Origin of the sequence: Paracoccus actinidiae (assembly GCF_030863885.1) — a bacterium.
In the GTDB taxonomy this organism is placed as follows: domain Bacteria; phylum Pseudomonadota; class Alphaproteobacteria; order Rhodobacterales; family Rhodobacteraceae; genus Paracoccus; species Paracoccus everestensis.
The window spans coordinates 2,517,661-2,539,709 of sequence record NZ_CP132956.1 but is presented as its reverse complement, the minus strand read 5'-3'; the positions used below and the strand labels follow the sequence as shown (position 1 = coordinate 2,539,709).

The 22,049-nt window shown below is 65.5% G+C and carries 23 protein-coding genes, 1 tRNA gene and 1 pseudogene; 16 read left to right on the top strand and 9 right to left on the bottom strand.

The window, feature by feature from the left end; all coding sequences use genetic code 11:
- Positions 1–27: 27 nt before the first annotated feature.
- Positions 28–450 carry a tellurite resistance TerB family protein gene (locus Q5701_RS12655; RefSeq protein WP_306751354.1) on the top strand — a complete coding sequence of 141 codons (423 nt, stop codon included), beginning with the start codon at positions 28–30 and terminating at the stop codon, positions 448–450.
- Here the strand turns inward: Q5701_RS12655 and dacB are convergent, their stop codons facing one another.
- From dacB to lgt, 5 genes are read right to left on the bottom strand one after another with little or no spacing between them, the layout of a single operon-like run.
- Complete coding sequence (gene dacB / locus Q5701_RS12650) at positions 451–1,827, bottom strand: D-alanyl-D-alanine carboxypeptidase/D-alanyl-D-alanine endopeptidase (protein ID WP_306751353.1); 1,377 nt, start codon at positions 1,825–1,827, stop codon at positions 451–453.
- Positions 1,824–2,426 (bottom strand): nicotinate-nucleotide adenylyltransferase, encoded by a 603-nt coding sequence (locus tag Q5701_RS12645; RefSeq protein WP_306755406.1) that lies wholly within the window; start codon positions 2,424–2,426, stop codon positions 1,824–1,826. Before Q5701_RS12645 ends, dacB begins: the two co-directional genes overlap by 4 nt.
- Entirely contained in the window at positions 2,426–3,190 is a 765-nt protein-coding gene (gene pgeF, locus Q5701_RS12640) for a peptidoglycan editing factor PgeF (RefSeq protein WP_306751352.1), read from the bottom strand. Before pgeF ends, Q5701_RS12645 begins: the two co-directional genes overlap by 1 nt.
- Positions 3,174–4,232, bottom strand: a complete 1,059-nt coding sequence (locus Q5701_RS12635; protein WP_306751351.1) for a class I SAM-dependent methyltransferase — start codon at positions 4,230–4,232, stop codon at positions 3,174–3,176. The genes pgeF and Q5701_RS12635 overlap by 17 nt, the downstream gene beginning before the upstream one ends.
- Complete coding sequence (gene lgt, locus Q5701_RS12630; protein WP_306751350.1) at positions 4,229–5,116, bottom strand: prolipoprotein diacylglyceryl transferase; 888 nt, start codon at positions 5,114–5,116, stop codon at positions 4,229–4,231. Before lgt ends, Q5701_RS12635 begins: the two co-directional genes overlap by 4 nt.
- 161 nt (positions 5,117–5,277) lie before the next feature.
- Here lgt and Q5701_RS12625 point away from each other — a divergent pair, with 161 nt between their 5' ends.
- Entirely contained in the window at positions 5,278–5,526 is a 249-nt protein-coding gene (locus Q5701_RS12625) for an accessory factor UbiK family protein (RefSeq protein ID WP_306751349.1), read from the top strand.
- On the opposite strand, the gene Q5701_RS12620 is transcribed toward Q5701_RS12625, so the two are convergent.
- Positions 5,517–5,822, bottom strand: a complete 306-nt coding sequence (locus tag Q5701_RS12620) for a DUF6476 family protein (protein WP_306751348.1) — start codon at positions 5,820–5,822, stop codon at positions 5,517–5,519. The genes Q5701_RS12625 and Q5701_RS12620 overlap by 10 nt on opposite strands.
- On the opposite strand from Q5701_RS12620, the gene Q5701_RS12615 reads away from it, so the two are divergent.
- From Q5701_RS12615 to Q5701_RS12595, 5 genes and pseudogenes are all read left to right on the top strand, one after another.
- Positions 5,821–6,843: an RluA family pseudouridine synthase gene (locus Q5701_RS12615; protein WP_306751347.1), complete on the top strand. Its 1,023-nt coding sequence runs from the start codon at positions 5,821–5,823 to the stop codon at positions 6,841–6,843. The genes Q5701_RS12620 and Q5701_RS12615 overlap by 2 nt on opposite strands.
- A gap of 143 nt (positions 6,844–6,986) precedes the next feature.
- Positions 6,987–7,895, top strand: coding sequence for an RNA polymerase sigma factor RpoH (rpoH, locus tag Q5701_RS12610; protein ID WP_306751346.1), 909 nt, complete (start codon positions 6,987–6,989; stop codon positions 7,893–7,895).
- 87 nt (positions 7,896–7,982) lie between these two features.
- A complete protein-coding gene (locus tag Q5701_RS12605; protein ID WP_306751344.1) occupies positions 7,983–9,005 on the top strand; it encodes a hypothetical protein in 1,023 nt (340 codons plus the stop codon).
- Between the two features lie 61 nt (positions 9,006–9,066).
- Positions 9,067–9,143 (top strand) — tRNA-Arg (locus tag Q5701_RS12600).
- A gap of 196 nt (positions 9,144–9,339) precedes the next feature.
- A pseudogene (locus Q5701_RS12595) lies at positions 9,340–9,525 on the top strand (IS66 family transposase); the annotation flags it as partial.
- A gap of 238 nt (positions 9,526–9,763) precedes the next feature.
- Here Q5701_RS12595 and Q5701_RS12585 read toward each other — a convergent pair.
- On the bottom strand, positions 9,764–10,843 hold the full coding sequence (locus Q5701_RS12585) for a PA0069 family radical SAM protein (protein WP_306751342.1): 1,080 nt from the start codon (positions 10,841–10,843) through the stop codon (positions 9,764–9,766).
- A gap of 103 nt (positions 10,844–10,946) precedes the next feature.
- Here Q5701_RS12585 and yghU point away from each other — a divergent pair, with 103 nt between their 5' ends.
- Positions 10,947–11,810, top strand: coding sequence for a glutathione-dependent disulfide-bond oxidoreductase (gene yghU / locus Q5701_RS12580; RefSeq protein ID WP_306751341.1), 864 nt, complete (start codon positions 10,947–10,949; stop codon positions 11,808–11,810).
- Positions 11,811–11,949: 139 nt separating this feature from the next.
- On the opposite strand, the gene ilvC is transcribed toward yghU, so the two are convergent.
- The gene (gene ilvC / locus Q5701_RS12575) at positions 11,950–12,972 is read right to left on the bottom strand and encodes a ketol-acid reductoisomerase (protein ID WP_234854177.1); all 1,023 of its coding nucleotides are present in this window, start codon (positions 12,970–12,972) and stop codon (positions 11,950–11,952) included.
- 126 nt (positions 12,973–13,098) lie between these two features.
- On the opposite strand from ilvC, the gene Q5701_RS12570 reads away from it, so the two are divergent.
- The 8 genes from Q5701_RS12570 to Q5701_RS12535 all read left to right on the top strand — a co-directional run bounded on the left by Q5701_RS12570 (position 13,099) and on the right by Q5701_RS12535 (position 19,652).
- Positions 13,099–13,554: an Lrp/AsnC family transcriptional regulator gene (locus tag Q5701_RS12570; protein ID WP_306751340.1), complete on the top strand. Its 456-nt coding sequence runs from the start codon at positions 13,099–13,101 to the stop codon at positions 13,552–13,554.
- Positions 13,551–14,015, top strand: a complete 465-nt coding sequence (locus tag Q5701_RS12565) for an Lrp/AsnC family transcriptional regulator (RefSeq protein ID WP_306751339.1) — start codon at positions 13,551–13,553, stop codon at positions 14,013–14,015. Before Q5701_RS12570 ends, Q5701_RS12565 begins: the two co-directional genes overlap by 4 nt.
- Before the next feature lie 46 nt (positions 14,016–14,061).
- Positions 14,062–15,288 carry a glutathionylspermidine synthase family protein gene (locus Q5701_RS12560; protein ID WP_306751338.1) on the top strand — a complete coding sequence of 409 codons (1,227 nt, stop codon included), beginning with the start codon at positions 14,062–14,064 and terminating at the stop codon, positions 15,286–15,288.
- A 12-nt stretch (positions 15,289–15,300) separates the two neighbouring features.
- Positions 15,301–15,879, top strand: a complete 579-nt coding sequence (locus Q5701_RS12555) for a DUF1190 domain-containing protein (protein WP_234854181.1) — start codon at positions 15,301–15,303, stop codon at positions 15,877–15,879.
- A gap of 75 nt (positions 15,880–15,954) precedes the next feature.
- Entirely contained in the window at positions 15,955–16,860 is a 906-nt protein-coding gene (gene osmF / locus Q5701_RS12550) for a glycine betaine ABC transporter substrate-binding protein OsmF (RefSeq protein ID WP_306751337.1), read from the top strand.
- Between the two features lie 7 nt (positions 16,861–16,867).
- Positions 16,868–18,004, top strand: coding sequence for an ABC transporter permease (locus Q5701_RS12545; protein WP_306751336.1), 1,137 nt, complete (start codon positions 16,868–16,870; stop codon positions 18,002–18,004).
- On the top strand, positions 18,001–18,921 hold the full coding sequence (locus Q5701_RS12540; RefSeq protein ID WP_306751335.1) for an ABC transporter ATP-binding protein: 921 nt from the start codon (positions 18,001–18,003) through the stop codon (positions 18,919–18,921). The genes Q5701_RS12545 and Q5701_RS12540 overlap by 4 nt, the downstream gene beginning before the upstream one ends.
- Positions 18,918–19,652, top strand: a complete 735-nt coding sequence (locus Q5701_RS12535) for an ABC transporter permease (protein ID WP_306751333.1) — start codon at positions 18,918–18,920, stop codon at positions 19,650–19,652. The genes Q5701_RS12540 and Q5701_RS12535 overlap by 4 nt, the downstream gene beginning before the upstream one ends.
- Here the strand turns inward: Q5701_RS12535 and Q5701_RS12530 are convergent.
- A complete protein-coding gene (locus tag Q5701_RS12530; RefSeq protein WP_306751331.1) occupies positions 19,649–22,033 on the bottom strand; it encodes a glycogen/starch/alpha-glucan phosphorylase in 2,385 nt (794 codons plus the stop codon). The two genes, Q5701_RS12535 and Q5701_RS12530, sit on opposite strands and share 4 nt — an antisense overlap.
- Positions 22,034–22,049 lie beyond the last annotated feature (16 nt).

Genomic DNA, 22,049 nt, shown 5'->3' with positions numbered 1-22,049 from the left:
CCTAACCCCGACGCCAAAGGATGCGCCATGATTACCGAACTGCCCTCGTTCTCGCCCTGCGATGCCTTGGTGGCGGTGATGGTGGCCATGCTGGCATCTGACCAGACCTATCGCACCTCGGAACTGGTGGCGATCCAGCGCAGTGTCGATCACGCGCCTGTCTTTGCAGAATACGACGCCGACCGCATCCGGGCGATCAGCCAGACGGTCATGACCCTGTTCGAGGACGAGGAGGGCATCGACGCCCTTTTCGGTCTTGTCCGGGCCGCGTTGCCGGAAAAGCTGTATGAAACCGCCTATGCCCTGGCGTGCGACGTGGGCGCGGCGGATGGGCGGCTGTATGAAGGCGAGGTCGCCATGCTGGCCGAGATCCGCCACCAGCTGAACATCCCCCGCCTGCACGCAGCCGCCATCGAGCTGTCGGCGCAGGTGCGCCACCGGGTGCTATAGTCAGGTCCAGCCGTTCAGGATGTCGCGTTGCAGCCGTTTCGCATCGCGGGTCCAGGTAAGCACGCCGGGCGGCAATTCCTGCCCCGCCGTGGCGGTTTGCCGGGGCGCATCGGCGCACAGGATCGAAAAGGCGCGGGGCACGCCGTCCGCCCCTCTCACATATCCCGCCAGGTTCGACACAAAGTTCAGCGTTCCGGTCTTGGCCCGGACAGCCCCCGGTTCGGTCGCGCCCTTGCCCAGATCATCGTCCAGCGGATCGGGTTTCAGCAGATCCGGCAGGCCCGCCGCAAGGCCCGGTCCGGCCAGCAGCCGCGCCATGCCCTGCGCCGTGACCCGGCTGTCGGACGACAGGCCGGAATGATCGGCCAGGGTGAAATCCGTCCCCTGCCCTTGCGTGCCCAGCCAGGCCTGCATTGCCCGGGCCGAGCCTGCGGGATCACGCGCCCCACTGGAGTGCAGGCCCACCACCTCGGCCGTCAGGTTGGTCGAGAAACGCAGCATCCCGCGCAGGATGTCGGCCAGCGGCGGGCTGGAATGGCTGGCCACCGCCTGGCCCTGGGGCAGGTCTGCAATGACCTCGGGCGTGGGCAGGACCAGGCCCTTGGCGCGGCACAGCGTCTGGAACACGTCGCCCGCATACAGTTCCGGCTTGCGCACCGGCAGCCAGCGGCTGCCTGGCCGGGCAAGGGCCGAACGGGCGATAGTCCAGCTTTCCCGGTCCATGTCCGAGCGATAGGAAAACAGATCGTCCTGATTTCCGGGGGCCGCCGTGATGGTATAGGCGCGGGGGGAATGCGCCGCCCCCCGCGCTTCCAGCGACATCTGCACCGCGCCGCCCGCCTGCCGCCATCCCAGATGCACGCGGTTGAAATTCAGGATCATTCCCGACAGTGCCGGGTTATAGGCCAGGTGGTCGGCCTGATCCGGTGCGATTTCGGCCACCTGCGGCAAGGCCCCGCCCCAGACGGCGAAACGCGCGGGCGCGGGTTGTCCGGTGGCCGCCAGATCGCCTGCAAGGCGCGCCAGATCGTCGGTGCTCAGCACCGGATCCCCGCCCCCGGCCAGGACAAGGGTATCGCCCGACCTGATGATCCGCGTGCGGAACCGGTGTCCCGCACCCAACCGGGACAGGGCATAAAGCGCAGTCACCGCCTTCAGCGTGCTGGCGGGCATCATCGGCGCGCCTGCCAGGGCGGCATCGGCCAACGCACCATTCGGATCCAGCAGGGCAAAGGCAACGGTTCCCGGCAACCCGGCGGCGCCAAGAACGCGGCGGGCCGGAACGGCGGGCTTGGCGGGGGGACGCCCCTGCGCCAGGGCCAGGGCGGGCGGCATGGCCGCGAGGCCCGCAAGAAGGCTGCGCCGCGACAACATCATGCACGCTTTCCTTCCGCCAACCGCAATGCGGTCGAGGACTGGTCCGACATCGGCAGGTTCACCTGCACCCAGGCCGGTGGCCTTCGCGCAGCCAGGGATCCCGCCTGCGCCAGCGGCAGCCGCCAAGGGCGCATCACTTGGGCTGCGATGGAATGGCGCGCGGACAGCCGCGTCCCTGGCCTGGCAAGGACGCCGATGGGCACGGCCTTTGCAATCACTTGCCAACGGTCCCAACGATGGAACTGTTCCAGATTGTCGGACCCCATCAACCAGACGAAGCGCACGCCTGGATAGATCCGCTTCAGCGCCGCGATGGTATCGGCCGTCTTTCGCGTGCCCAGGTGCCGTTCGATATCGGTTACGATCACACGCGGATCGGTCAGCATCCCGCTGGTCTGCGCAATGCGTTGGGTCATGTCGGCAGGCCCGCGCGCCTTCAAGGGATTTCCGGGCGACACCAGCCACCAGACCCGGTCCAGTCGAAAAGCCCGCATCGCGGCGTTGGTGATGGCGACATGGCCTTGATGCGCGGGATCGAACGACCCGCCCAGCAGGCCGACCCGCATCCCCCGCAGGGCCAGGGGAAGCCCTGCCCGGATCAAAGCGTAATGGCCGAGATCAGTCGTCCGTAATCGACCTGCCCTTCATGCGTGGCGCGACGATAGCTGAAGAACCTGTCCGGGTCGGAATAGGTGCAGTGGCCGGACCATTCCGCATCGACCCCTGCATCACGCAAACGCATCAGGCCAAAGGACGGCAGGTCGAACATCGGCCGCCCATTGGGGCCACCGCTAAAAAACCGCGCGTGTTCCGGGCCTTCGGCCAGGAAACTGTCCATGAAGTCGGGACCGACCTCATAGGCGCGCTGGCTGATCGTCGGACCGATCACGGCACGAATCCGGGTGGCCCCCAGGGCGCGCATCGCCTCAACCGTCGCCTCGATGATGCCGTCCAATGAACCGCGCCAGCCTGCGTGGCAGGCACCGATCACGCCCGCCTGCGCATCGGCCAGCAGGATCGGCTGGCAATCGGCGGTCAGGACGGCAAGCGCGACGCCACGCCGGGTGGTGACAATCCCATCGGCCTCGGTATTGGCCACCGTGGGGATGTCGTGCCCTTCGGCCAGCGTGATCACGTCTGCCGAATGGACCTGTTTCACGGTCGCCAACGCGTCCGCAGGAACGCCCATCGCAGTGGCGACGCGGGCGCGGTTCAGGGTCACCATCTCGGTCTGGTCGGTGGACCGGCGGCCGCAGTTCAACCCCGAGAACAGGCCCGAGGATGCCCCGCCCTTGCGGGTGAAGAACCCATGCTTCACGCCGCGCAGCAGGGGATGTGTCAGGATCTCAAGCATTGTCTGCATGAAGCCTCAGCGCGTCAAATCCGGGCACCGGGGGCGCCCCTTTCGGCCAGATGGCCATCGCCTTGAACAAGTGGCCCATTTCATCCGGGTGGGTCAAGCGCCGAAGCGCAGTCATCGCGCCTGCGTCCCCCGCCGCCGCCAGCCGTTCCGCCCGTTGCGCCGCGCCCAGCGACAACAGCCAGTCGCCTTGTCGAACCGGACGGGACGCCACGGCCCCCGCCCGGATCGCCGCCGCCGCCAAGGGGGCGAAATCGACATGGGCTGTCAGATCGGCCTCGCCCGGACGTTCCATCGGATCCACGGGCGCGTGGTTGCGCAAGGCCTGGAAGGTGTCGCCGTATCCGTTCCAGCCGCCATAATCGACCAGGATCGCCGCCCCGCCATGGGCGGCGATGCGGCGGGCAATAGCCTCGACCATGGCGGGGGCGGCAGGGCATTCCTCGACCACGTCGCCAAGCTTGCCCTCGCGCGGCAGGTCCACCACGGGGCCAAGGCCCAGGCGCAGTCCATCGTCCGACAGGCCGACCATGCGTTCGGCCCAGCCGCCGGATACGCGCTGATACTGCCGGATCGGCAGGGCATCGAAGAACTCATTAGCTAATAGGAACAGTGGCTTATCGGGAAGATCCTCGACACCGTCGAGATGCGTGACTTTTCCCAGCCTGTCCCGCTGGATCTGCCGCAGATGCGGCGATGCCTCTATCAGCATGACTTCGGCGGCCTCGGTCATGCCAGGGGCCTTGCGAATCGCGCGCAGCATATCGGCCATGAGGGTTCCACGCCCTGGTCCCGGTTCGGCAAGGGCAAGGGGCGTCGGACAGCCCTGATCCATCCAGGCTTGCGCCAGGGCAAGGCCGCACAGTTCCCCGAACATCTGGTGGATTTCAGGCGCCGTGGTGAAATCGCCCTGGATGCCAAAGGGATCGCGGGTGGCATAGTAACCGTATCGCGGGTGCAGCAGGCAGATTTCCATGTAATCGGCCAGAGTGATCGGCCCTGTCGCCCGGATGCGTCCCGCGATGATTTCAGCCAGCGGCGTCATCCTGGGACGGCCACCCTTGGACGGCGCACGGCGCGCAGGATCAGGACCAGTCCGATCAGCACCATCGGCAGCGACAGAACCTGGCCCATGGTCAGGCCGACCGCCGGCCCGCCGATCACATGGCCCAGCGGATTGTCCGGCGTGATGAATTGCGGGTCGGCCAGGCGGAACAATTCCACGAACATCCGCGCCAGCCCGTATCCGGCCAGAAAGACCCCGAAGGCCAGGCCCGGACGGCGCAAGCCCCCTGCCCGGACCAGGGCGAACAGGATCAGGCCTAGAAGCAACCCTTCAAGCCCCGCCTCGTAAAGCTGGCTGGGGTGGCGGGCGCAGGGACCGGTCACGCCGGCGCAAGCCTGCGCAGCCTCGCCCGGGAAGATCACGCCCCAAGGCAGGTCGGTGGGACGGCCCCATAATTCGGCATTGATGAAATTGGCGATGCGGCCGAAAAAGATGCCGATGGGGGCCACGACCGCCATCGCATCCGCCAGCCGCAAAGGCGGGATGCCGTTCGCGCGGCAGAACGCCCATGTCGCCAGGATTACGCCCGCGAAGCCGCCATGGAAGCTCATCCCGCCTTGCCAGACCTTCAGGATCTCGGTGGGGTTGGACAGGTAATATCCGGGTTCATAGAACAGCACGAAGCCCAGCCGCCCGCCCAGAACAACCCCCAGGATCACCCAGGTCAGCAGATCGTCCACCCGGTCGGCCCGCATCGGCGCGCGGTCGCCCCACAGCCCATCGCGGCGCATCATGGCGATGATGATCCGCCAGCCGATCAGAAGTCCTGCCAGATAGGCCAAGGCATACCACCGCAGCGACAATGTCAGCCCGCCCAGGTGGAGGGTGAAAATCTCGGGCGAGATGTCGGGGAACGGGATCATGGGGCCTCGGCGCGTTGACGGGCGCACGCTAGTCCGCGGGGGCGCGGTGTCAACCTGCGCCCCGTCGCGCGACATTTTCCGATTGCCACGGCCACCGCATTGAACCCCGACGCCGCCCGGCCCATATAGGACGCCAAGCACGCATCAGGGGCCAAGGCCAAATGACCACGCAAAACAAGTTCTTTGACGATATCTCGAAGCTGATGACCAACGCCATGGGCGTGGCCCACGGCGCCAAGTCCGAGGCGGAGACAGCCATGAAAGGCTGGATCGACCGTTGGCTGGCAGATCGCGACTTCGTGACCCGGGAGGAGTTCGAGGCCGTGCGCGAAATGGCCATCAAGGCGCGGACCGTGAATGCCGAACTCAAGGCACGGCTGGACGCGATGCAGGCAGGCCGTCAGGGCTGAACGCGGTCGCGCAGCGCGCCGCTGCGGTCATACAGCAAGACCTCGCCCGCATCGGTCACGACCACGATCCAGTCGCGGGCAAAGGTTACGGCCTGGGCCTGCGCGCCGTCGGGCAGCACCATGCCTTCGGGCAGGTCAGGCAGCGTCGGCTGACCCAGGCGCATCCACAACAGCGCAACGATTGCGATCATGCCCAGGCCCATCACCAGGGCCAGCCCCGTCACCAGCCCCCGAAGCAGCCGCAGTTCCGGCACCGCTTTCACCGCCCGTTTCCAGTCGCTATCATCGTGATCCATGTCGAACCTTGTGGTAACCATTCCGGCCAATCCGCCCGACCGGCTTGATAAGGCGCTTGCACTGGCGGTGCCAGAGGCGGCGGCCCTGTCGCGGTCGCGTCTGTCCCGCCTGATCGCCGAGGGCGCGGTCAGCGGCCCGGGCGGCATCGTGCGCGACGGCAAGGCCCGCGTGGCCGAGGGGCAGGATTACCTGATCACCGTTCCCGATCCCGAACCTGTCGAGACACGTCCCGAGGCGATTCCCCTTGTTATCGCCTATGAGGACGAAGACCTGATCGTCATCGACAAGCCTGCGGGCATGGTTGTCCATCCCGCGCCCGGATCGCCTAATGGCACATTGGTCAACGCCCTGCTGGCCCATTGCGGCGACACGCTGTCGGGTATCGGAGGAGAGAAGCGCCCCGGAATCGTCCACCGGATAGACAAGGACACGTCGGGCCTGCTGGTCGTTGCGAAATCCGATCGTGCCCATCACGGTCTTGCCGCCCAGTTCGAGGCGCATACCGCCCAGCGCCGATACCTGGCGCTTGCCCATGGCGTCATCGACGGTGCCGATGCCCGTCTGCGCGGCACGCCGGGCGTCAGCTTCGAAGACGGCGCGGTGTTGAAGATCACCTCGCGATTGACGCGCCATGCGACGGACCGTCAGCGGCAGGCGGTCTATTTCGACAAGGGCCGCCATGCGGTGACGCGGGCGCGGATGATCGAGGCTTTTGGCACCCCCCCATCCGCGATGCTGGTGGAATGCCGGCTGGAAACGGGGCGGACCCATCAAATCCGCGTCCACATGGCCCATGCGGGCCTGGGGCTGATCGGCGATCCGGTCTATGGCGGCGCGCGGCGCGCCTCGGTCAAGTCGCTGGGGGCTGCTGCCCAGGCAATATCGGATTTCCGGCGGCAGGCGCTGCACGCGGCGCATCTGGGCTTTGATCATCCAGTCACGGGCGATCCCTTGGCGTTCGACAGTCCCCTGCCACCGGACATTCAGGCGCTGCTGGACCGCTTGCGCGCCATACCCTGACACAAACGTGAAAGCGCTGTTGCTGTCCCGTTCAGGATTTTGAATCAGAATGATACCGAAAGCGCCTTCCGGGGTTGATCCCACCACCCGGAACCCTGCACTTGCAGGCGGCGTTCCCCGAATAGTTGCGAAAGGCTAGAACCATGGCGAATTACGGAAACCTTCCCGCCCCTAGCCCTGAACAAGGGCTGAACCGTTATTTGCAGGAAATTCGCAAATTTCCGCTGTTGCAGCCGGAAGAAGAATACATGCTTGCCAAGGCCTGGGCCGACCATCAGGACAGCGAGGCCGCGCACCGGATGGTCACCTCTCACCTGCGGCTGGCCGCCAAGATCGCCATGGGCTATCGCGGCTATGGCCTGCCGCAGGCCGAAGTCATATCCGAGGCGAATGTCGGCCTGATGCAGGCGGTCAAGCGATTCGATCCCGAACGGGGCTTCCGGTTGGCGACCTATGCCATGTGGTGGATCCGCGCCTCGATCCAGGAATATATCCTGCGGTCCTGGTCCCTGGTGAAGATGGGCACGACAAGCGCGCAGAAAAAGCTGTTCTTCAACCTGCGCAAGGCCAAGTCCAAGATCGGCGCACTTGAGGAAGGCGATTTGCGGCCTGAAAATGTGGCCCAGATCGCCAACGACCTAAACGTCACGGAAAAGGAAGTCATCGACATGAACCGTCGCCTGTCGGGCGGGGACGCGTCGCTGAACGCCACGGTAGGCAGCGGAGAGGGGGATTCCGCATCCCAATGGCAGGACTGGCTGGAAGACGAGGACGCCAACCAGGCCGAGGCCTTCGCGGAGTCCGAGGAACTGGACACCCGCCGCCAGATGCTGATGCAGGCCATGGATGTGCTGAACGACCGGGAAAAGGACATCCTGATAGAACGCCGGTTGCGCGACGATCCCCTGACGCTGGAGGATCTGTCGGCGCGCTATGAGGTATCGCGCGAACGCATCCGCCAGATCGAAGTTCGCGCCTTTGAAAAGCTGCAGGACCGGATGCGCGTTCTGGCCCGCGACAAGGGCATGAAGGTGCCCGACACGGCGATGTGATCCTGGCCTCGCCTTGACCGGCGGGCGCGATTGAACCCGCCGGGCGCGCCCGCTATGGTTCGGGGGCAGGCTGGCAGATCAGACAACATGACCGCGCTTACGGATTTTCAACGGCTCGAAGCCCAAGGCTCGTGGCGCTCAGCGCCCGATGCGCCATTGCGCGAAGTGATCGTGTCCCTGGGCGATGCAACGTTGATCCTGTCCGATCCCAGCACCGACCGGCCCTTGTCGCATTGGTCCCTGCCCGCCGTGTTCCAGTTGAACCCCGGCGCTCTGCCTGCGGTCTATGCGCCCGGTGCGGCCGGGACCGATGAAACGGTCGCCATCGACGATCCCCTGATGATCGCGGCGATTGCCCGCGTCCAAGGCGCCGTCGCCAGCCACCGCGCCCATACCGGGCGGCTGCGCAGCGGATTGCTGGTGCTGGCGATCCTGGCCGTGCTGGGCTGGCTGGTCTTCTGGCTGCCGGGCGCATTGGTCGTCCATGCCGCCCGCATCGCACCCCCTGCCCAGGCCCGGGACATGGGATGGGCGATCCTGGCCGATCTGGAACAAGGCTCGGGCGCGGTGTGCCAGCGGGAATCGGGCCAGGCCGTGCTGAACTGGCTTGCCCCGCAGCTGCTTGGCCCGGACGCGGCCATTCGGGTCGTTCCCGGCCCCTTGGGCGGCGCGCGCCGTCTTCCGGGGGACATCTATGTGATCGGCAGCGACCTGCTGCGCACCGCCCCTGGGCCAGAGGCTGCGGCGGCCCATTTGATTGCCGCACGTCTTGCCACGGCGGACGAAGGCCTGCGTGACGCCGCTGCCCGTCATGCGGGGTTTCTGGCATCCTTGCGGCTGATGACGTTGGGCCACCTTCCGCAAGACGCGATGCGCGGTTTCGGTGCGGCGCTGCTGCTGAACCCCGTGCCGCGCCCCGGTGATGCCGACCTGCTGGCAGCCCTGGCCGACCGCGGCATCCCGGCCGAACCCTATGCACGCACCATTGACCCGACGGGGCAATCGGTCCTGCCCCTGATCGAGGGCGATCCGTTCCGCACCTCACCCCCCGCCCGCCCCTTGCTGACCGACGAACAATGGCTGGCGCTGCAACAGATCTGCGCAGGCTGACGCCCGACGCATCGTTTTCGCCGTTGCGCCCCGCCCCTGCTGCGGTTATTCAGACCCCAAGGCACCCGTAGCTCAGCTGGATAGAGCGCTGCCCTCCGAAGGCAGAGGCCACAGGTTCGAATCCTGTCGGGTGCACCATTGAAATCAAGTTCTTAGGAGAAGATCGGCAACGTTAAGTTTGACGATTGCAATGTTTGCTGCAACGAAACTGTAAATTATACTCAACAATTGGGCTTTGATTTGAGGAGGTCACCAGCCTCTCTCATTACCTTCTTCGTTCGACGACTGCGCCAAATTGGCTGGTGCCAAGTCCTCGAGATAAAAATTTTGCGCCAAAACCTTCCTCCGCGACGGCCGTGTCGAGATCGACTCCAACCTGGTGGAAAATGTCATCAGAAGCTCAGCCATGAACCGCCGAATTGCGCTCTTCGCCGGTCACGATAAAGGGGGCAGGATTTGGGCCCGCTTCGCCAGCTTGATCGGCACCTGCAAGACGAACGGCGTCGAACCCTACACCTACTGTCAACGTCGGTGCAAAACCCGGCCACGCGGCGGCGTAAAACCAGGCCAGGTGGCGGTGGCCTGCGCCATGGCGCGCGCGCTTACCATAGAGCTGGCGCGTGCCATGGCGCATTGGCCCCCGAACCTACGATCAACTATGGGCTGCGGTCGGCCAGGTCTGCGATCTGTTCTCCGACGAGGAATGCTACAACTACTTCAAAGCCGCAGGGTACGAGGTCGATTGAATGCAACAGGCTCTAGAACAGCGACAACTGGTCTCCGGCCTTGGGCGGCGGGCCAAAGCGGCTGCAATCCAGGGGCGCGCTTTCCTTGTGATAGTTCAGCCGCCTGCGGGCCAGCCGGAACCGCTGCAGGGCAAGTTCCGCCGCGACCCCAGCGCCCCGGAAGCGATGGCCGAAACGCGGATCGTTGTCGCGCCCGCCGCGCATGGCCCCCACCCGGTTCATCACATGGGCCGCCATGCCGGGGCGGTGGCGGTCCAGCCAGTCGCGAAACAGCGGGGCCACCTCCAGCGGCAGGCGCAGGGGAATCATGCTGGCCGTCGTCGCCCCCGCCTCTCTCGCGGCAGCCAGGATCGCCTCGATTTCAGGTTCGGTCAGGACCGGAATCACCGGGGCGACCATGACGCGCACCGGCACCCCGGCAGCGGCAAGGGTGCGGATCATCCGCAACCGGATCGCGGGCGTGGGGGCGCGCGGCTCCATCGCGCGGGCTAGATCCGCATCCAATGTGGTGATGCTGACGCCCACCGCCGCCATTTGCCGGGCCGCCAGGTCGGCCCACAGGTTCACATCGCGCAGCACGGTTTGCCCGCGGGTGACCAGCGTCGCCGGATGGTTCCAGTCCGACAACACCCGCAGGATCCCCGGCATGATCGCCAGCCTCGATTCCACCGGCTGGTAAGGATCGGTGTTCGTCCCCAACGCAATCGGCGCAGGATGATAGCCGGCCCGCGCCAGTTCGCGCGCCAGCAGCACCGCCGCATCGGGCTTGGCCGTGATCCGGGTTTCGAAATCAAGGCCCGGCGACAGGCCCAGATAGCTGTGGGTCGGCCGCGCATAGCAATAGATGCAGCCGTGCTCGCAACCACGATACGGATTGATCGAGCGGTCAAAGGAAATATCGGGCGAGGTATTTCGCGTGATGATGCTGCGCGGACGTTCCATCGTGACCTCGGTCCGCAAAAGGCGCACCTCCTCGGGAATGTCCCAGCCGTCGGATTCGCACGTTCTTTGATGCCGTTCGAACCGCCCATCGGGACGGGTGTCCGTGCCACGGGCCTTCAGGCGTTCATCGGGATTGCGGGGCGGCAGCATGGCATCACGCTAGAACGATACAAGAACATTTGCCAGTGCTTTGGCGGTTGATGTTCACGCTCCCCGCCTCCATCCTGCCACCAACCCAGCATCAGGAGGGATCATGAGCGACGATTACACCCCGCCAAAGGTATGGAGCCAGAAGGGCGAGAATGGCGGCCAATTTGCCAGCATCAACCGTCCCGTGGCCGGCCCGACCCATGACAAGGATCTGCCGATCGGCAAGCATCCCTTGCAGCTTTATTCGCTGGCCACGCCCAACGGGCAAAAGGTCACGATCCTGCTGGAGGAATTGCTGGAGGCGGGCTTTGACGCGGAATACGACGCCTGGCTGATCCGCATCGGCGACGGCGACCAGTTCGGCAGCGGCTTCGTGGCCGCAAATCCCAATTCCAAGATCCCCGCGTTGATGGACCATTCTGCAACCCCGCCGCGCCGGGTATTCGAATCGGGGTCGATCCTGGTTTATCTGGCGGAAAAGTACGGCGCCTTCCTGCCCGCCGACCCGGACGCCTGGACTGAGGCGATGAACTGGCTGTTCTGGCAAATGGGCTCGGCCCCCTTCCTGGGCGGCGGCTTTGGGCATTTCTATGCCTATGCGCCGGTCAAGATCGAATATGCCATCGACCGCTACACGATGGAGGCCAAGCGCCAGCTTGACGTTCTGAACCGGCATCTGGCCGACAACCGCTTCATGGCGGGCGATGAATATTCGATCGCCGACATGGCGATCTGGCCTTGGTATGGGCAGATCGTGGCAGGCAAGCTTTATGGGGACGCCGCAACCTTCCTGAACGCGGATATCTATGGCAATGTCCGCCGTTGGCATGACGATATCGCCGCCCGTCCCGCCGTGCAGCGCGGGATCATGGTCAACAAGACCAGCGGAGAGCCGTCGCAGCAATTGTGGGAACGCCACGATGCCAGCGATTTCCAGACCCGGACCCAGGACAAGCTGGAAAAGTAAGACCGGGGGCGCTGCCCCTATCGCCTTGTGGCGATTCCCCCAGGATATTTAGACCAAAGTGAAAGGCGTCTTTTGCCTTGGTCCGAAATATCCACGGGGGTCCGGGGGCAGTCAGCCCCCGGCTTTCGCGGGACGCAGATCAGTTCCGCGCGCGATCCACCATCTTGCCCTTGGAGATCCAGGGCATCATCTCGCGAAGTTTCGCGCCGACCTGCTCGATCTGGTGTTCGTCGTTGATGCGGCGCGTCGCCTTGAACGAAGGCTGGCCGACGGCGTTTTCCTGCATGAAGTCGCGCACGAACTTGCCCGACTGGATGTCCTTCAGCACCGCCTTCATGCGGGCCTTGGTTTCGTCATAGGGCAGGATGCGCGGGCCGCTAACATATTCGCCGTATTCGGCCGTGTTGCTGATCGAGTAGTTCATGTTGGCGATGCCGCCTTCATAGATCAGGTCGACGATCAGCTTCACCTCGTGCAGGCATTCGAAATAGGCCATCTCGGGCTCATAGCCCGCCTCGACCAAGGTTTCAAAGCCCATGCGGATCAGTTCCACAAGACCGCCGCACAGCACAGCCTGTTCGCCGAACAGGTCGGTTTCGCATTCCTCGCGGAAGTTCGTCTCGATGATGCCGGACCGGCCACCGCCGATGGCGGAGCAATAGGACAGGCCCAGATCCATGGCCTTGCCTGAGGCGTCCTGGTGGACGGCCACCAGGCAGGGCACGCCGCCGCCCTTGACGTATTCGCCGCGCACGGTGTGGCCGGGGCCTTTGGGGGCCATCATGATGACATCGACGCCGGGCTTTGGCTCGATCAGGCCGAAATGCACGTTCAGGCCGTGCGCGAATGCGATCGCCGCGCCGTCGCGCAGATTGTCGTGGACGTATTTCTTGTAGGTTTCGGCCTGCAATTCGTCCGGCATGGTGAACATGATAAGATCCGCCCAGGCGGCGGCCTCGGCAATGCCCATGACCTTCAGGCCTTCGCCTTCGGCCTTCTTGGCAGAGGGGCTGCCTTCGCGCAGGGCGACAACCACGTTCTTGGCGCCCGAATCGCGTAGGTTCAGCGCATGGGCATGGCCTTGCGAGCCATAGCCCAGGATAGCGACCTTTTTGTCCTTGATCAGATTCACGTCGCAGTCGCGGTCATAGTAAACGCGCATGGGATTTCCTTTCCTTCGATTACCATGGTTCTAGCCGAAACTGTCGCGAAGGGATGTTCAATTTTCCCGAAGGAGAGTATTTAGGTGAAATAATCATGCCCGAATATTATTGATCGTTTGAATGTCATGCCCGATGCAACCGACTATCGCATTCTGCGCCACCTTCTTGCCGACCCCGGGGCGGCGAATGCCATCTTGGCACAGCGGGCTGGCGTCACCCCCGCCAGCCTGTGGCGGCGGCTGGAAAAGCTGCGCGGCACCGGCGTCATCGCCGCCATACAGACCCGCATCGACTGGCGCGCCCTGGGATACGAGGTGCAGGTCAGCCTGCGATTCACCCTGGACAAGACCAGCCCGCGCGCCTTTGACGAATTCATCGCCGCCGCGCGCGACGTGCCCGAGGTTACGGAAATCCAGACCTTCCTGGGCAGCGTGGATCTGCGCCTGTCGGTGATCGCGCGCGACATGGCCCATTGGCAGCAGATCTATCGCGACCGGATCCTGCGCCTGCCGCACGTGTCCGACAGCGACGCGTTGATGCTGGTGTCCACCATCAAGGACAGCGGGGAACTGGCATTGTGAGCGGGCTGGACGCGACCGACTTGGCGGTCCTGCGGATCCTCGCGCAGGACGCCACCAAGAGCGCGGCCGAGATCGGGCGTGCCGTTGGCATCGGCCAGCCCGCCGCCTGGCGGCGCATCAAGCGGCTGACCGACAGCGGCATCCTTGCCGGGCGCCGCGTGATTGTGGACAATGCGGCGCTTGGCTTTGGCGTCACCGTTTTCCTGGGCATCCGCCTTGCCGCCAAGGGTCGCACGTCACTGGAGGATTTCGAACGCGCCGTGACTGCCATCCCAGAGGTGCAGACCGTCCAGCACGTGCTGGGCCAGTTCGACTATCGCCTGCGCATCACCGCACGCGACATTTCCGATTTCGAACGCATCCTGCGCCGCCGCATCATGACCCTGCCCGGCGTGGGCCAGGTCGAGGCGAACGTGATGCTGTCCGAGGAGCGAAGGCCCGGGCCGCTCGGCGCAATGTGAAGCGTTCCTTCTGGCCTCGCCCTGCATCCCGCGCTAGAGATTTCAAATGCAAAAGATCACGCTTCCCGAACGGCCCCATTGGCGCGACACCGCGAAAGAGGTGGGCTTTACCTTTGCCGACATGCATGGCGAACCCTATTGGGAGGAAAGCTCGGCATACCGGTTCACGCTGCGCCAGATCGAGGACGACATCGAGGATCCCTCGACCGACCTGCACAATATGTGCCGCGACGCCGTGGCCGAGATCGTGCAAAGCCAGGAAATGATGGAGCGTCTGGGCATCCCCGACCAGCATCGCGACCTGGTGGCCGACAGCTGGCGGCGAAACGAGCCCGAGATCTATGGCCGCCTGGATCTGGCCTATGACGGCAAGGGGCCTGCGAAGCTACTGGAATACAACGCCGACACGCCGACCTCGCTTTACGAAAGCGCGTCGTTCCAGTGGCAATGGCTGGAGGACCAGCTGGCGGCGGGCGTGCTGCCGCGCGGCGCCGACCAGTTCAACGGCATCCACGAGGCGTTGGTCGAACGCTTTCGCGCGCTGTTCGACCGGAACACCGACATCCACTTCACCGCCGTCGCCGACAATCCCGAGGATTATGCAACCGTCGAGGCCATGGCCTGGGCCGCGCGGGAAGCTGGGATGGGGGCGCATTACAGCGACCTGGACAAGCTGGGCGTGACCAAGCAGGGACAGTTCGTCGATGCCGAGGACCGCGTGATCGGCACGCTGTTCAAGCTGTACCCGTGGGAAGACCTGCTGCGCGACGATTACGCGCGCCATATTGCAGGGTCGGGTTGCCTGTTCCTGGAGCCTGCCTGGAAGGCGCTTGTGTCGAACAAGGGGATCCTGCCCGTGCTGTGGCAGATGTTCGAGGGCCATCCGAACCTGTTGCCCGCCTTCTTCGCCGACGACGTGGCCGATGCGCTTGTGGCGGGGGGGCGTGCGGTGCCTGCGGTGGCCGATGCCTTTGGCCGCGTGGCCGACCAGTTCCGGCAGGCCCATGTGGTCAAGCCGATCTTTTCACGCGAAGGCGCCTCGATCAGCATCGTCGAGGGTGGCGAGATCACCGAAGCGTCCCCAAATACCGATTATGACCAGCATCCGCGCATCGTGCAGGCCTATGCGCCCTTGTCCGACTTCGACGGCTTCAAGCCGATCGTCGGGGCCTGGATCGTGGGCGATGCCTGCGTGGGCATGGGCCTGCGAGAGGACAAGTCCCGCATCACGCAGGATTTGTCGCGCTTCAAGCCGCATTTCATCGCGGACTAAAGGGGGAAAGACATGAGGAAACGTTCCAGAGCCGTCGCCCTGACCATCCTTGGCGCCGCCAGCTTTGCCATCGCGGGCTGCCGCGAGGAACAGGTGGACGCGCAGGCCTTTCCCGATCTGGCAAGCTGCCAGGCCGCTGCGGCCCAGGGCGGACTGTTCACCGAGGCCGAATGCCAGCAGTCCTTTGCCGAGGCCGAACAGCTTCATGTCGAATCCGCGCCCCGCTATGACAGCCTGCAGGTCTGCGAGGAACAGCACGGCGTCGGCAATTGCGGATCGGAAGACCAGCAGGTCTCGAACGGCGGGTCGGGCAGCATCTTCATGCCGCTGCTGGCGGGATACCTGATCGGGTCCATGCTGGGCGGGGGCGGGCTGTCGCGGTCCCAGCCGATGTACCGCACGCCCCAGGGCGGCTATACCAACGCCGCGCGCACCAGCACGTTTTCCAGCAATACCGGCCGCGCGGCGTTGAACAGCAGCCAGTTCGCCCGCCCTGCCGCGACTGCCGGGCAGGCACCGATGTCGCGGGCTACCGCGGCCTCGCGCGGGGGAATCGGGTCCACCGGCGCCAGCCGTGGTTTCGGCGGTTGATCGCCGCCGGGATTTAGGGGAACCTTTGCCGAACCGGGGCGTCTTGATTGGCCCTTATCCCTGCAGGAGTCTGCCATGTCCCGTGTTGCCCCGCTTGTCGCCGCTCTTTTGATCGCGGCAACGCCGCTGGCCGCGCAGGATATCGTCGTCTCGTCCAAGATCGACACCGAGGGCGGGTTGCTGGGCAACATGATCCTGCTGGCGCTGCAGGATGCGGGCCTGCCGGTGCAGGACCGGTTGCAACTGGGCGGCACGCCGATCATGCGCGACGCCATCGTCGCAGGCCAGATCGACATCTATCCCGAATACACCGCGAACGGTGCCTTCTTCTTCAACGAAGCCGACAGCGACGTGTGGAAGGACGCGGCCCAAGGCTATGCCCGGGTGGCCGAACTGGACCGCGAACAGAACGACATCGTCTGGCTGACGCCATCGCCTGCCAACAATACATGGGCCATCGCCCTGCGCCAGGACGTGGCCGAGGAGAACGGCCTGACCACCATGACGCAGATGGGCGAATGGATCGCGGGCGGCGGACAGGTCAAGCTGGCGGCCTCGACGGAATTCGTGACCTCGCCGGCCGCGCTGCCGGCGTTTCAGGAAACCTATGGCTTCACGCTGACGCCTGACCAGTTGGTGCAGCTTGCGGGCGGCGACACGGCCGCGACCATCGCGGCCGCGGCGCAGCAGACATCGGGCGTGAACGCGGCCATGGTCTATGGCACCGACGGCGCGATCGCCGAAGCGGGCCTGCTGGTGATGGAGGACGACAAGGCCGTCCAGCCCGTCTATCAGCCCGCCCCCATCGTTCGGTCCGAGGTGCTGGAAGCCCATCCCCGGATCGCCGAGGTGCTGGAGCCGATCTTCGCCTCATTGACGCTGCAAACGCTGCAAACGCTGAACGGCCGCATCCAGGTCGGGGGCGAGCCGGCGGCGGCGGTCGCGCAGGATTACCTGACGCAGGCGGGCTTCCTGGACTGATCCTGCCGTGCGGCTGTCGCCCCCGCCGGTTCTGTTCGCGCTGATCGGCGGGGCAGGATTGGCCTTGCCGCTGGTCCAGTTCAAGGCCAACCGGATCGTTCCGGGCGAAGGGATCGGCCTGCCGGCGCTGCCCCTTGGCCTGCCGCTGACGGCGGCGCTTGGCGGCCTGCTGCTGGCCGCTTGCCTGGCGCTGTGGCCTGCCGCGATACGCCTGGCGGTTGCGGTCACGGGGATTGTCGCGGTGATCCTGTCGCTTGGCCTGGCCGCGATCCACCTGACGCCCGAGGGGAATACCTTGGCCCGAGTCTCTCCCGCCTCGGGCTTTTGGCTATTGCTTCTGGCCTTCGGGCTGATGCTGGCCGATGCCGTCAGCCGGCTGCGTCCGTCCTTGCCGATGCGGTGGCTGCTGCTGGCGGCGGCCCTTGGGCTGCTGGCCGCGATCCTGGCGTCAGGCCTGCTGGACGGCGTATCGGTGATGCGCGAATACGCCACCCGCCGCGAGTTGTTCCTGCGCGAGGCGCAGGCGCATCTGATGCTGGCCTTCGGATCGCTGGGGCTGGCGCTGCTGACGGGTATCCCGGCAGGCATTGCGGTCTTTCAGATGCCCCGCTGGCGGAATCCGGTGCTGGGCGTGCTGAACGTCCTGCAAACCATTCCGTCGCTGGCGCTGTTCGGCATCATGATCCCGGTCTTTGGCTGGATCGCCGCGACCCTGCCCGGTGCCGCGCAGCTGGGGATATCGGGTATCGGCACCTTTCCGGCGCTTGTGGCGCTGTTTCTGTATTCCCTGCTGCCAGTGGTGTCGAACACCCTGGCCGGCTTGTCGGGCGTCCCTGCCGCCACGCGAGAAGCCGCCCTGGGCCTGGGCATGACCCGCGTGCAGGTTCTGTCGCAGGTGCTGGTGCCGCTGGCGCTGCCGGTGCTGCTGGCGGCGGTGCGTATCGTGCTGGTCCAGAACATCGGCCTGGCGGTCATCGCCGGGCTGATTGGCGGCGGCGGTTTCGGCACCTTCGTCTTTCAGGGCCTGAACCAGACGGCAATGGATCTGGTGCTGCTGGGGGCGCTGCCGACCATCGCCCTAGCGCTTGTGGCGGGGATCGCGCTCGACTTGCTGGTCCAGGCCGCGCGCAGGGATCCCGCATGATCGAGATCCGCAACCTGACCCGCCTTTATGACGGCTTGGCCGTGGTTAACGATGTCAGCCTGACGGTGGAAACCGGGCAACTGGCGGTGCTGGTCGGCACCTCGGGGTCGGGCAAGACAACGCTTCTGCGGATGATCAACCGCCTGGTGCAGCCGTCTTCGGGGCAGGTGCTGATCGACGGGGTGGACACCGCCACCCTGCCCGCGCATCTGCTGCGCCGCCGGATCGGCTATGCCATCCAAGGCCACGGGTTGTTTCCGCACCGCACCGTGGCGCAGAACATCGCCACGGTTCCCCGCCTGCTGGGATGGTCCCGCGCGCAGACCGGCGCGCGCGTCGATGAACTGCTGGAACTGTTCCAGATGGATCCGGCCACGTTCCGCGACCGGATGCCGCACCAGTTGTCGGGCGGGCAGGCGCAGCGCGTGGGCGTCGCCCGCGCCTTGGCCGCGAAACCCGACCTGCTGCTGATGGACGAACCCTTCGGCGCGCTCGACCCGCTGATCCGCGCCAAGGCACAGGACGACCTGCGCGAGATCCAGCAAAGGCTGGGCACGACGCTGATCCTGGTCACCCATGACATGGCCGAGGCGGTGGATCTGGGCGACCGCATCGCGGTCATGCAGGGGGGCAAACTGCTGCAATACAACACGCCCACGCGCATCCTGACCCAACCGGCCACCCCCTTCGTGGCAGACCTGATCGGAACGACGGACCGGGCGCTGCGGCTGCTGTCGCTGATGCGGGTGGGGGACATCGCGCGGCCAGGCCGGGCCGATGGTCCCGCCATTGCGCCCGGGGCCAGCCTGCGCGACGCCCTGGCCGAATGCCTGTGGAGCGGGCGTGACGCCCTGCCCGTCCAGGGGGGCGGGGTGGTGACGCTGGACGCCCTGCGCGCGCAGGCCCGCCCCCGATGACCGGGCGGATCCTGTTGGCAGGGGCGGCATCGTTCCTGCTGGCCTTCCTGATCTGGCCTGCCGCCCTTGCGCCGCTGTTCCAGCCCTTTACCCGCAACAATGCGCCCGCGATCTATGCCCAGACCAGCCTTTTGTCGCTGACCTTGTCGCATCTGGCCGTTGTCGCCGTGGCGGTGGCGGCATCGACCGTGGTGGGGCTGGCCCTGGCGATCCTTGTGACGCGCCCGGAGGGACGCGAATTCCTGCCCCTAGCGCGGACCGTCACCGCCGTGGGCCAGACCTTTCCGCCTGTCGCCGTGCTGGCCCTGGCCGTGCCGATCCTGGGCTTCGGCACCGGCCCGACGCTGGTGGCGCTGTTCCTTTATGGCCTGCTGCCGGTCTTTGAAAACGCGGTTGCCGGGCTGACCGGCCAGCCCCCGCCTGTGGCCGAGGCCGCGCGCGCCATGGGCCTGACGCCCCGCCAAAGGCTGTGGCAGATCGACCTGCCCCTGGCCCTGCCGCTGCTGCTGGCAGGGATGCGGCTGACCGCCGTGATCTCGCTTGGAACGGCCACCATCGGATCGACCGTGGCCGCCCGCACATTGGGAGAGGTCATCATCGCCGGTCTGTTGTCATCCAACACTGCCTTTGTGCTGCAAGGCGGGCTGGTGGTGGGCATCCTGGCCGTGCTGATCCATCACGGCTTTCAGGCGCTGGAATTCCGGATCAGGGCACGAATGGGCCTGGATTAGATCGCCACCGGCAGAACCTTCCAGATATCGGTCATATATCCCCGGATCGTGCGGTCCGACGAAAAGAACCCCGACCGCGCGATGTTGAGAGCCGCCATCCGGTCCCAGGTTGCGCTGTCCCGATAAACGGCGTCGATCCGGCGCTGCGTGGCGAAGTAATCGTCGAAATCGCTGGCGACCAGAAAGGGATCGTCGTTCCAGGTCCGGTCCAGCAAGGCATAATAGGATTCGGCCCGGCCGAAGCGGCCTTCCGATATCAGGTGCAGCGCGGCATTCAGATCGCGGCTTTTCTCGATGGCGCGGCGGGCATGGCCGGGGGTCGCGACCTCGGCTGCGGCCTGATCCGCCGTCATCCCGAACAGGAAGAAGTTCTCGGCCCCGACCAGGTCGCGGATCTCCACATTGGCCCCGTCCAGGGTGCCTATCGTCAGTGCGCCGTTCAGCGTGAACTTCATGTTGCCGGTGCCCGACGCCTCTTTTCCGGCGGTGCTGATCTGTTCGGACAGATCGGCGGCCGGGATCAGATCCTCGGCCATGGAGACGTTGTAGTTCGGCGGATAGGCGATTTGCAGATACCGGGACGTGACCGGATCGTTGTTGATCGTGGCCGCCACGTCGTTGATCAGGTGGATCACGGATTTCGCCAGCCAGTATCCCGGCGCCGCCTTGCCGCCGAAGATCTTGACCCGGGGCGTCCAGTCCCCGTTCGGATCGTCGTGGATGCGCTGCCACAGGGCGATGGCTTCCAGGATGTTCAGAAGCTGGCGCTTGTATTCATGGATGCGCTTGACCTGGATGTCGAAGATCGCGTCCGGGTCGGCCTTGACGCCCAGATCGGCCAGCAGCCCGTCCGACAGCCAGACCTTGTTCGCGCGCTTGACCTGTCCCAACGTCTCGCGGAAGGCCGCGTCCCCGGCATGGGCTTCAAGGCCGCGCAACTGGTCCAGGTCGGTCGTCCACCCCTCGCCGATGGTGTCGTCCATAAGCTGGGCCAAGCCGGGATTGGACATCCGCAGCCAGCGGCGCGGGGTGACGCCGTTGGTCTGGTTCACGATCCGGTCCGGGTGCAGCCGGTGCAGGTCGGCGAAGACGGTGTCCTTGACCAGGTCGGTATGCAGGGCGGATACGCCGTTCACCTTGCCCGCCATGATAAAGGCCAGTTCGCCCATCCGCACCTGATCGTGCTGGACGATCCCCACATGGGGCGGACGCCCGGTGGCCTTGCGGTGATCGTCGTCGATCATCTGGATGATCTGCATATGGCGCGGCAGGACGCCGCCCAGCAGCCAGGTGGACCAGCGTTCCAAGGCCTCGGGCATCAGGGTATGGTTGGTATAGTTCAGCGTTCCCTGCGCCAGGTCGCGGGCCTGGTCGAAGGGCAACCCGTGGTCGTCCATCAGCAGGCGCATCAGTTCCGGCCCGGCGATGGCGGGATGGGTGTCGTTCAACTGCATCGCCACCTTGTCGGGCAGCAGGCTCAGTTCGCCATGTTCCTGCATGAAGCGGCGCAGGATGTCCTGCAAGGAAGCCGAGGTCAGGAAATATTCCTGCTTCAGCCGCAGTTCCTTGCCCGATTCGGTGGTGTCGTCGGGGTAAAGGACGCGCGACAGCACGCGGGCCAATGCCTCGGGTTCGGCCGCCGCCGTATGGTCGCCCGCGTTGAAGCGGTGCAGATCCAGCAACGTCGTCGGATGCGCCCCCCACAGGCGCAGCGTGTTGGCCCAGTTGCCGCCCCAGCCCACCACCGGCGTGTCATAGGCCCGCGCGATGACGCTTTTGCCCGGACGCCAGACGGCACGGCCATCCACCGTCTCGACATGGCCCTTGAACCCGATGGTATAGCTGTAGTCGACCTTGACGAATTCCCAGGGGTGGGGCTGGTTCAACCAGTCCTCGGGCGTTTCGACCTGCTGTCCACCCTCGAACCGCTGGCGGAACAGCCCGTGTTCGTAACGGATGCCATATCCGAAGGCCGGGCATTGCAGCGACGACAGCGATTCCATGAAGCACGCCGCCAGCCGCCCCAGCCCGCCGTTGCCAAGCGCCGCATCGGGTTCGTTGTCCAGGATTTCCTGCTTGTCGAGGCCCAGCATCCGCAGCGCCTCATCCATGGGCTTTTCCAGCCGCAGGTTGATGATCGCATCCCCCAGCATCCGCCCGATGAGGAATTCCATCGACAGATAGCAGACCCGCTTGGCCCCCTGGTCGCGGGCGGCGCGAAACGCATCGACCCAGGTGCCCGCCATCAGGTCGCGCACGGCAAAGCTGACGGCCATCCGCCAGTCAAAGGGCGTCGCGAATTCCGCCCCCCGCCCCTGGCTGTGGGTCAGGTGGTGAAGGATCTGGTCGTGCAGGGCCTGGGCCGAAGGAATGGTGTGCAAATCAAGCCTCGTAGCG

Coding starts and splice junctions, on each gene's coding strand:
- Q5701_RS12655 (WP_306751354.1), top strand. CDS start 28: ATGATTACCGAACTGCCCTCGTTCTCGCCCTGCGATGCCTTGGTGGCG.
- dacB (WP_306751353.1), bottom strand. CDS start 1,827: ATGATGTTGTCGCGGCGCAGCCTTCTTGCGGGCCTCGCGGCCATGCCG.
- pgeF (WP_306751352.1), bottom strand. CDS start 3,190: ATGCAGACAATGCTTGAGATCCTGACACATCCCCTGCTGCGCGGCGTG.
- Q5701_RS12635 (WP_306751351.1), bottom strand. CDS start 4,232: ATGACGCCGCTGGCTGAAATCATCGCGGGACGCATCCGGGCGACAGGG.
- lgt (WP_306751350.1), bottom strand. CDS start 5,116: ATGATCCCGTTCCCCGACATCTCGCCCGAGATTTTCACCCTCCACCTG.
- Q5701_RS12625 (WP_306751349.1), top strand. CDS start 5,278: ATGACCACGCAAAACAAGTTCTTTGACGATATCTCGAAGCTGATGACC.
- Q5701_RS12615 (WP_306751347.1), top strand. CDS start 5,821: ATGTCGAACCTTGTGGTAACCATTCCGGCCAATCCGCCCGACCGGCTT.
- Q5701_RS12620 (WP_306751348.1), bottom strand. CDS start 5,822: ATGGATCACGATGATAGCGACTGGAAACGGGCGGTGAAAGCGGTGCCG.
- rpoH (WP_306751346.1), top strand. CDS start 6,987: ATGGCGAATTACGGAAACCTTCCCGCCCCTAGCCCTGAACAAGGGCTG.
- Q5701_RS12605 (WP_306751344.1), top strand. CDS start 7,983: ATGACCGCGCTTACGGATTTTCAACGGCTCGAAGCCCAAGGCTCGTGG.
- Q5701_RS12585 (WP_306751342.1), bottom strand. CDS start 10,843: ATGCTGCCGCCCCGCAATCCCGATGAACGCCTGAAGGCCCGTGGCACG.
- yghU (WP_306751341.1), top strand. CDS start 10,947: ATGAGCGACGATTACACCCCGCCAAAGGTATGGAGCCAGAAGGGCGAG.
- ilvC (WP_234854177.1), bottom strand. CDS start 12,972: ATGCGCGTTTACTATGACCGCGACTGCGACGTGAATCTGATCAAGGAC.
- Q5701_RS12570 (WP_306751340.1), top strand. CDS start 13,099: ATGCCCGATGCAACCGACTATCGCATTCTGCGCCACCTTCTTGCCGAC.
- Q5701_RS12560 (WP_306751338.1), top strand. CDS start 14,062: ATGCAAAAGATCACGCTTCCCGAACGGCCCCATTGGCGCGACACCGCG.
- Q5701_RS12555 (WP_234854181.1), top strand. CDS start 15,301: ATGAGGAAACGTTCCAGAGCCGTCGCCCTGACCATCCTTGGCGCCGCC.
- osmF (WP_306751337.1), top strand. CDS start 15,955: ATGTCCCGTGTTGCCCCGCTTGTCGCCGCTCTTTTGATCGCGGCAACG.
- Q5701_RS12540 (WP_306751335.1), top strand. CDS start 18,001: ATGATCGAGATCCGCAACCTGACCCGCCTTTATGACGGCTTGGCCGTG.
- Q5701_RS12535 (WP_306751333.1), top strand. CDS start 18,918: ATGACCGGGCGGATCCTGTTGGCAGGGGCGGCATCGTTCCTGCTGGCC.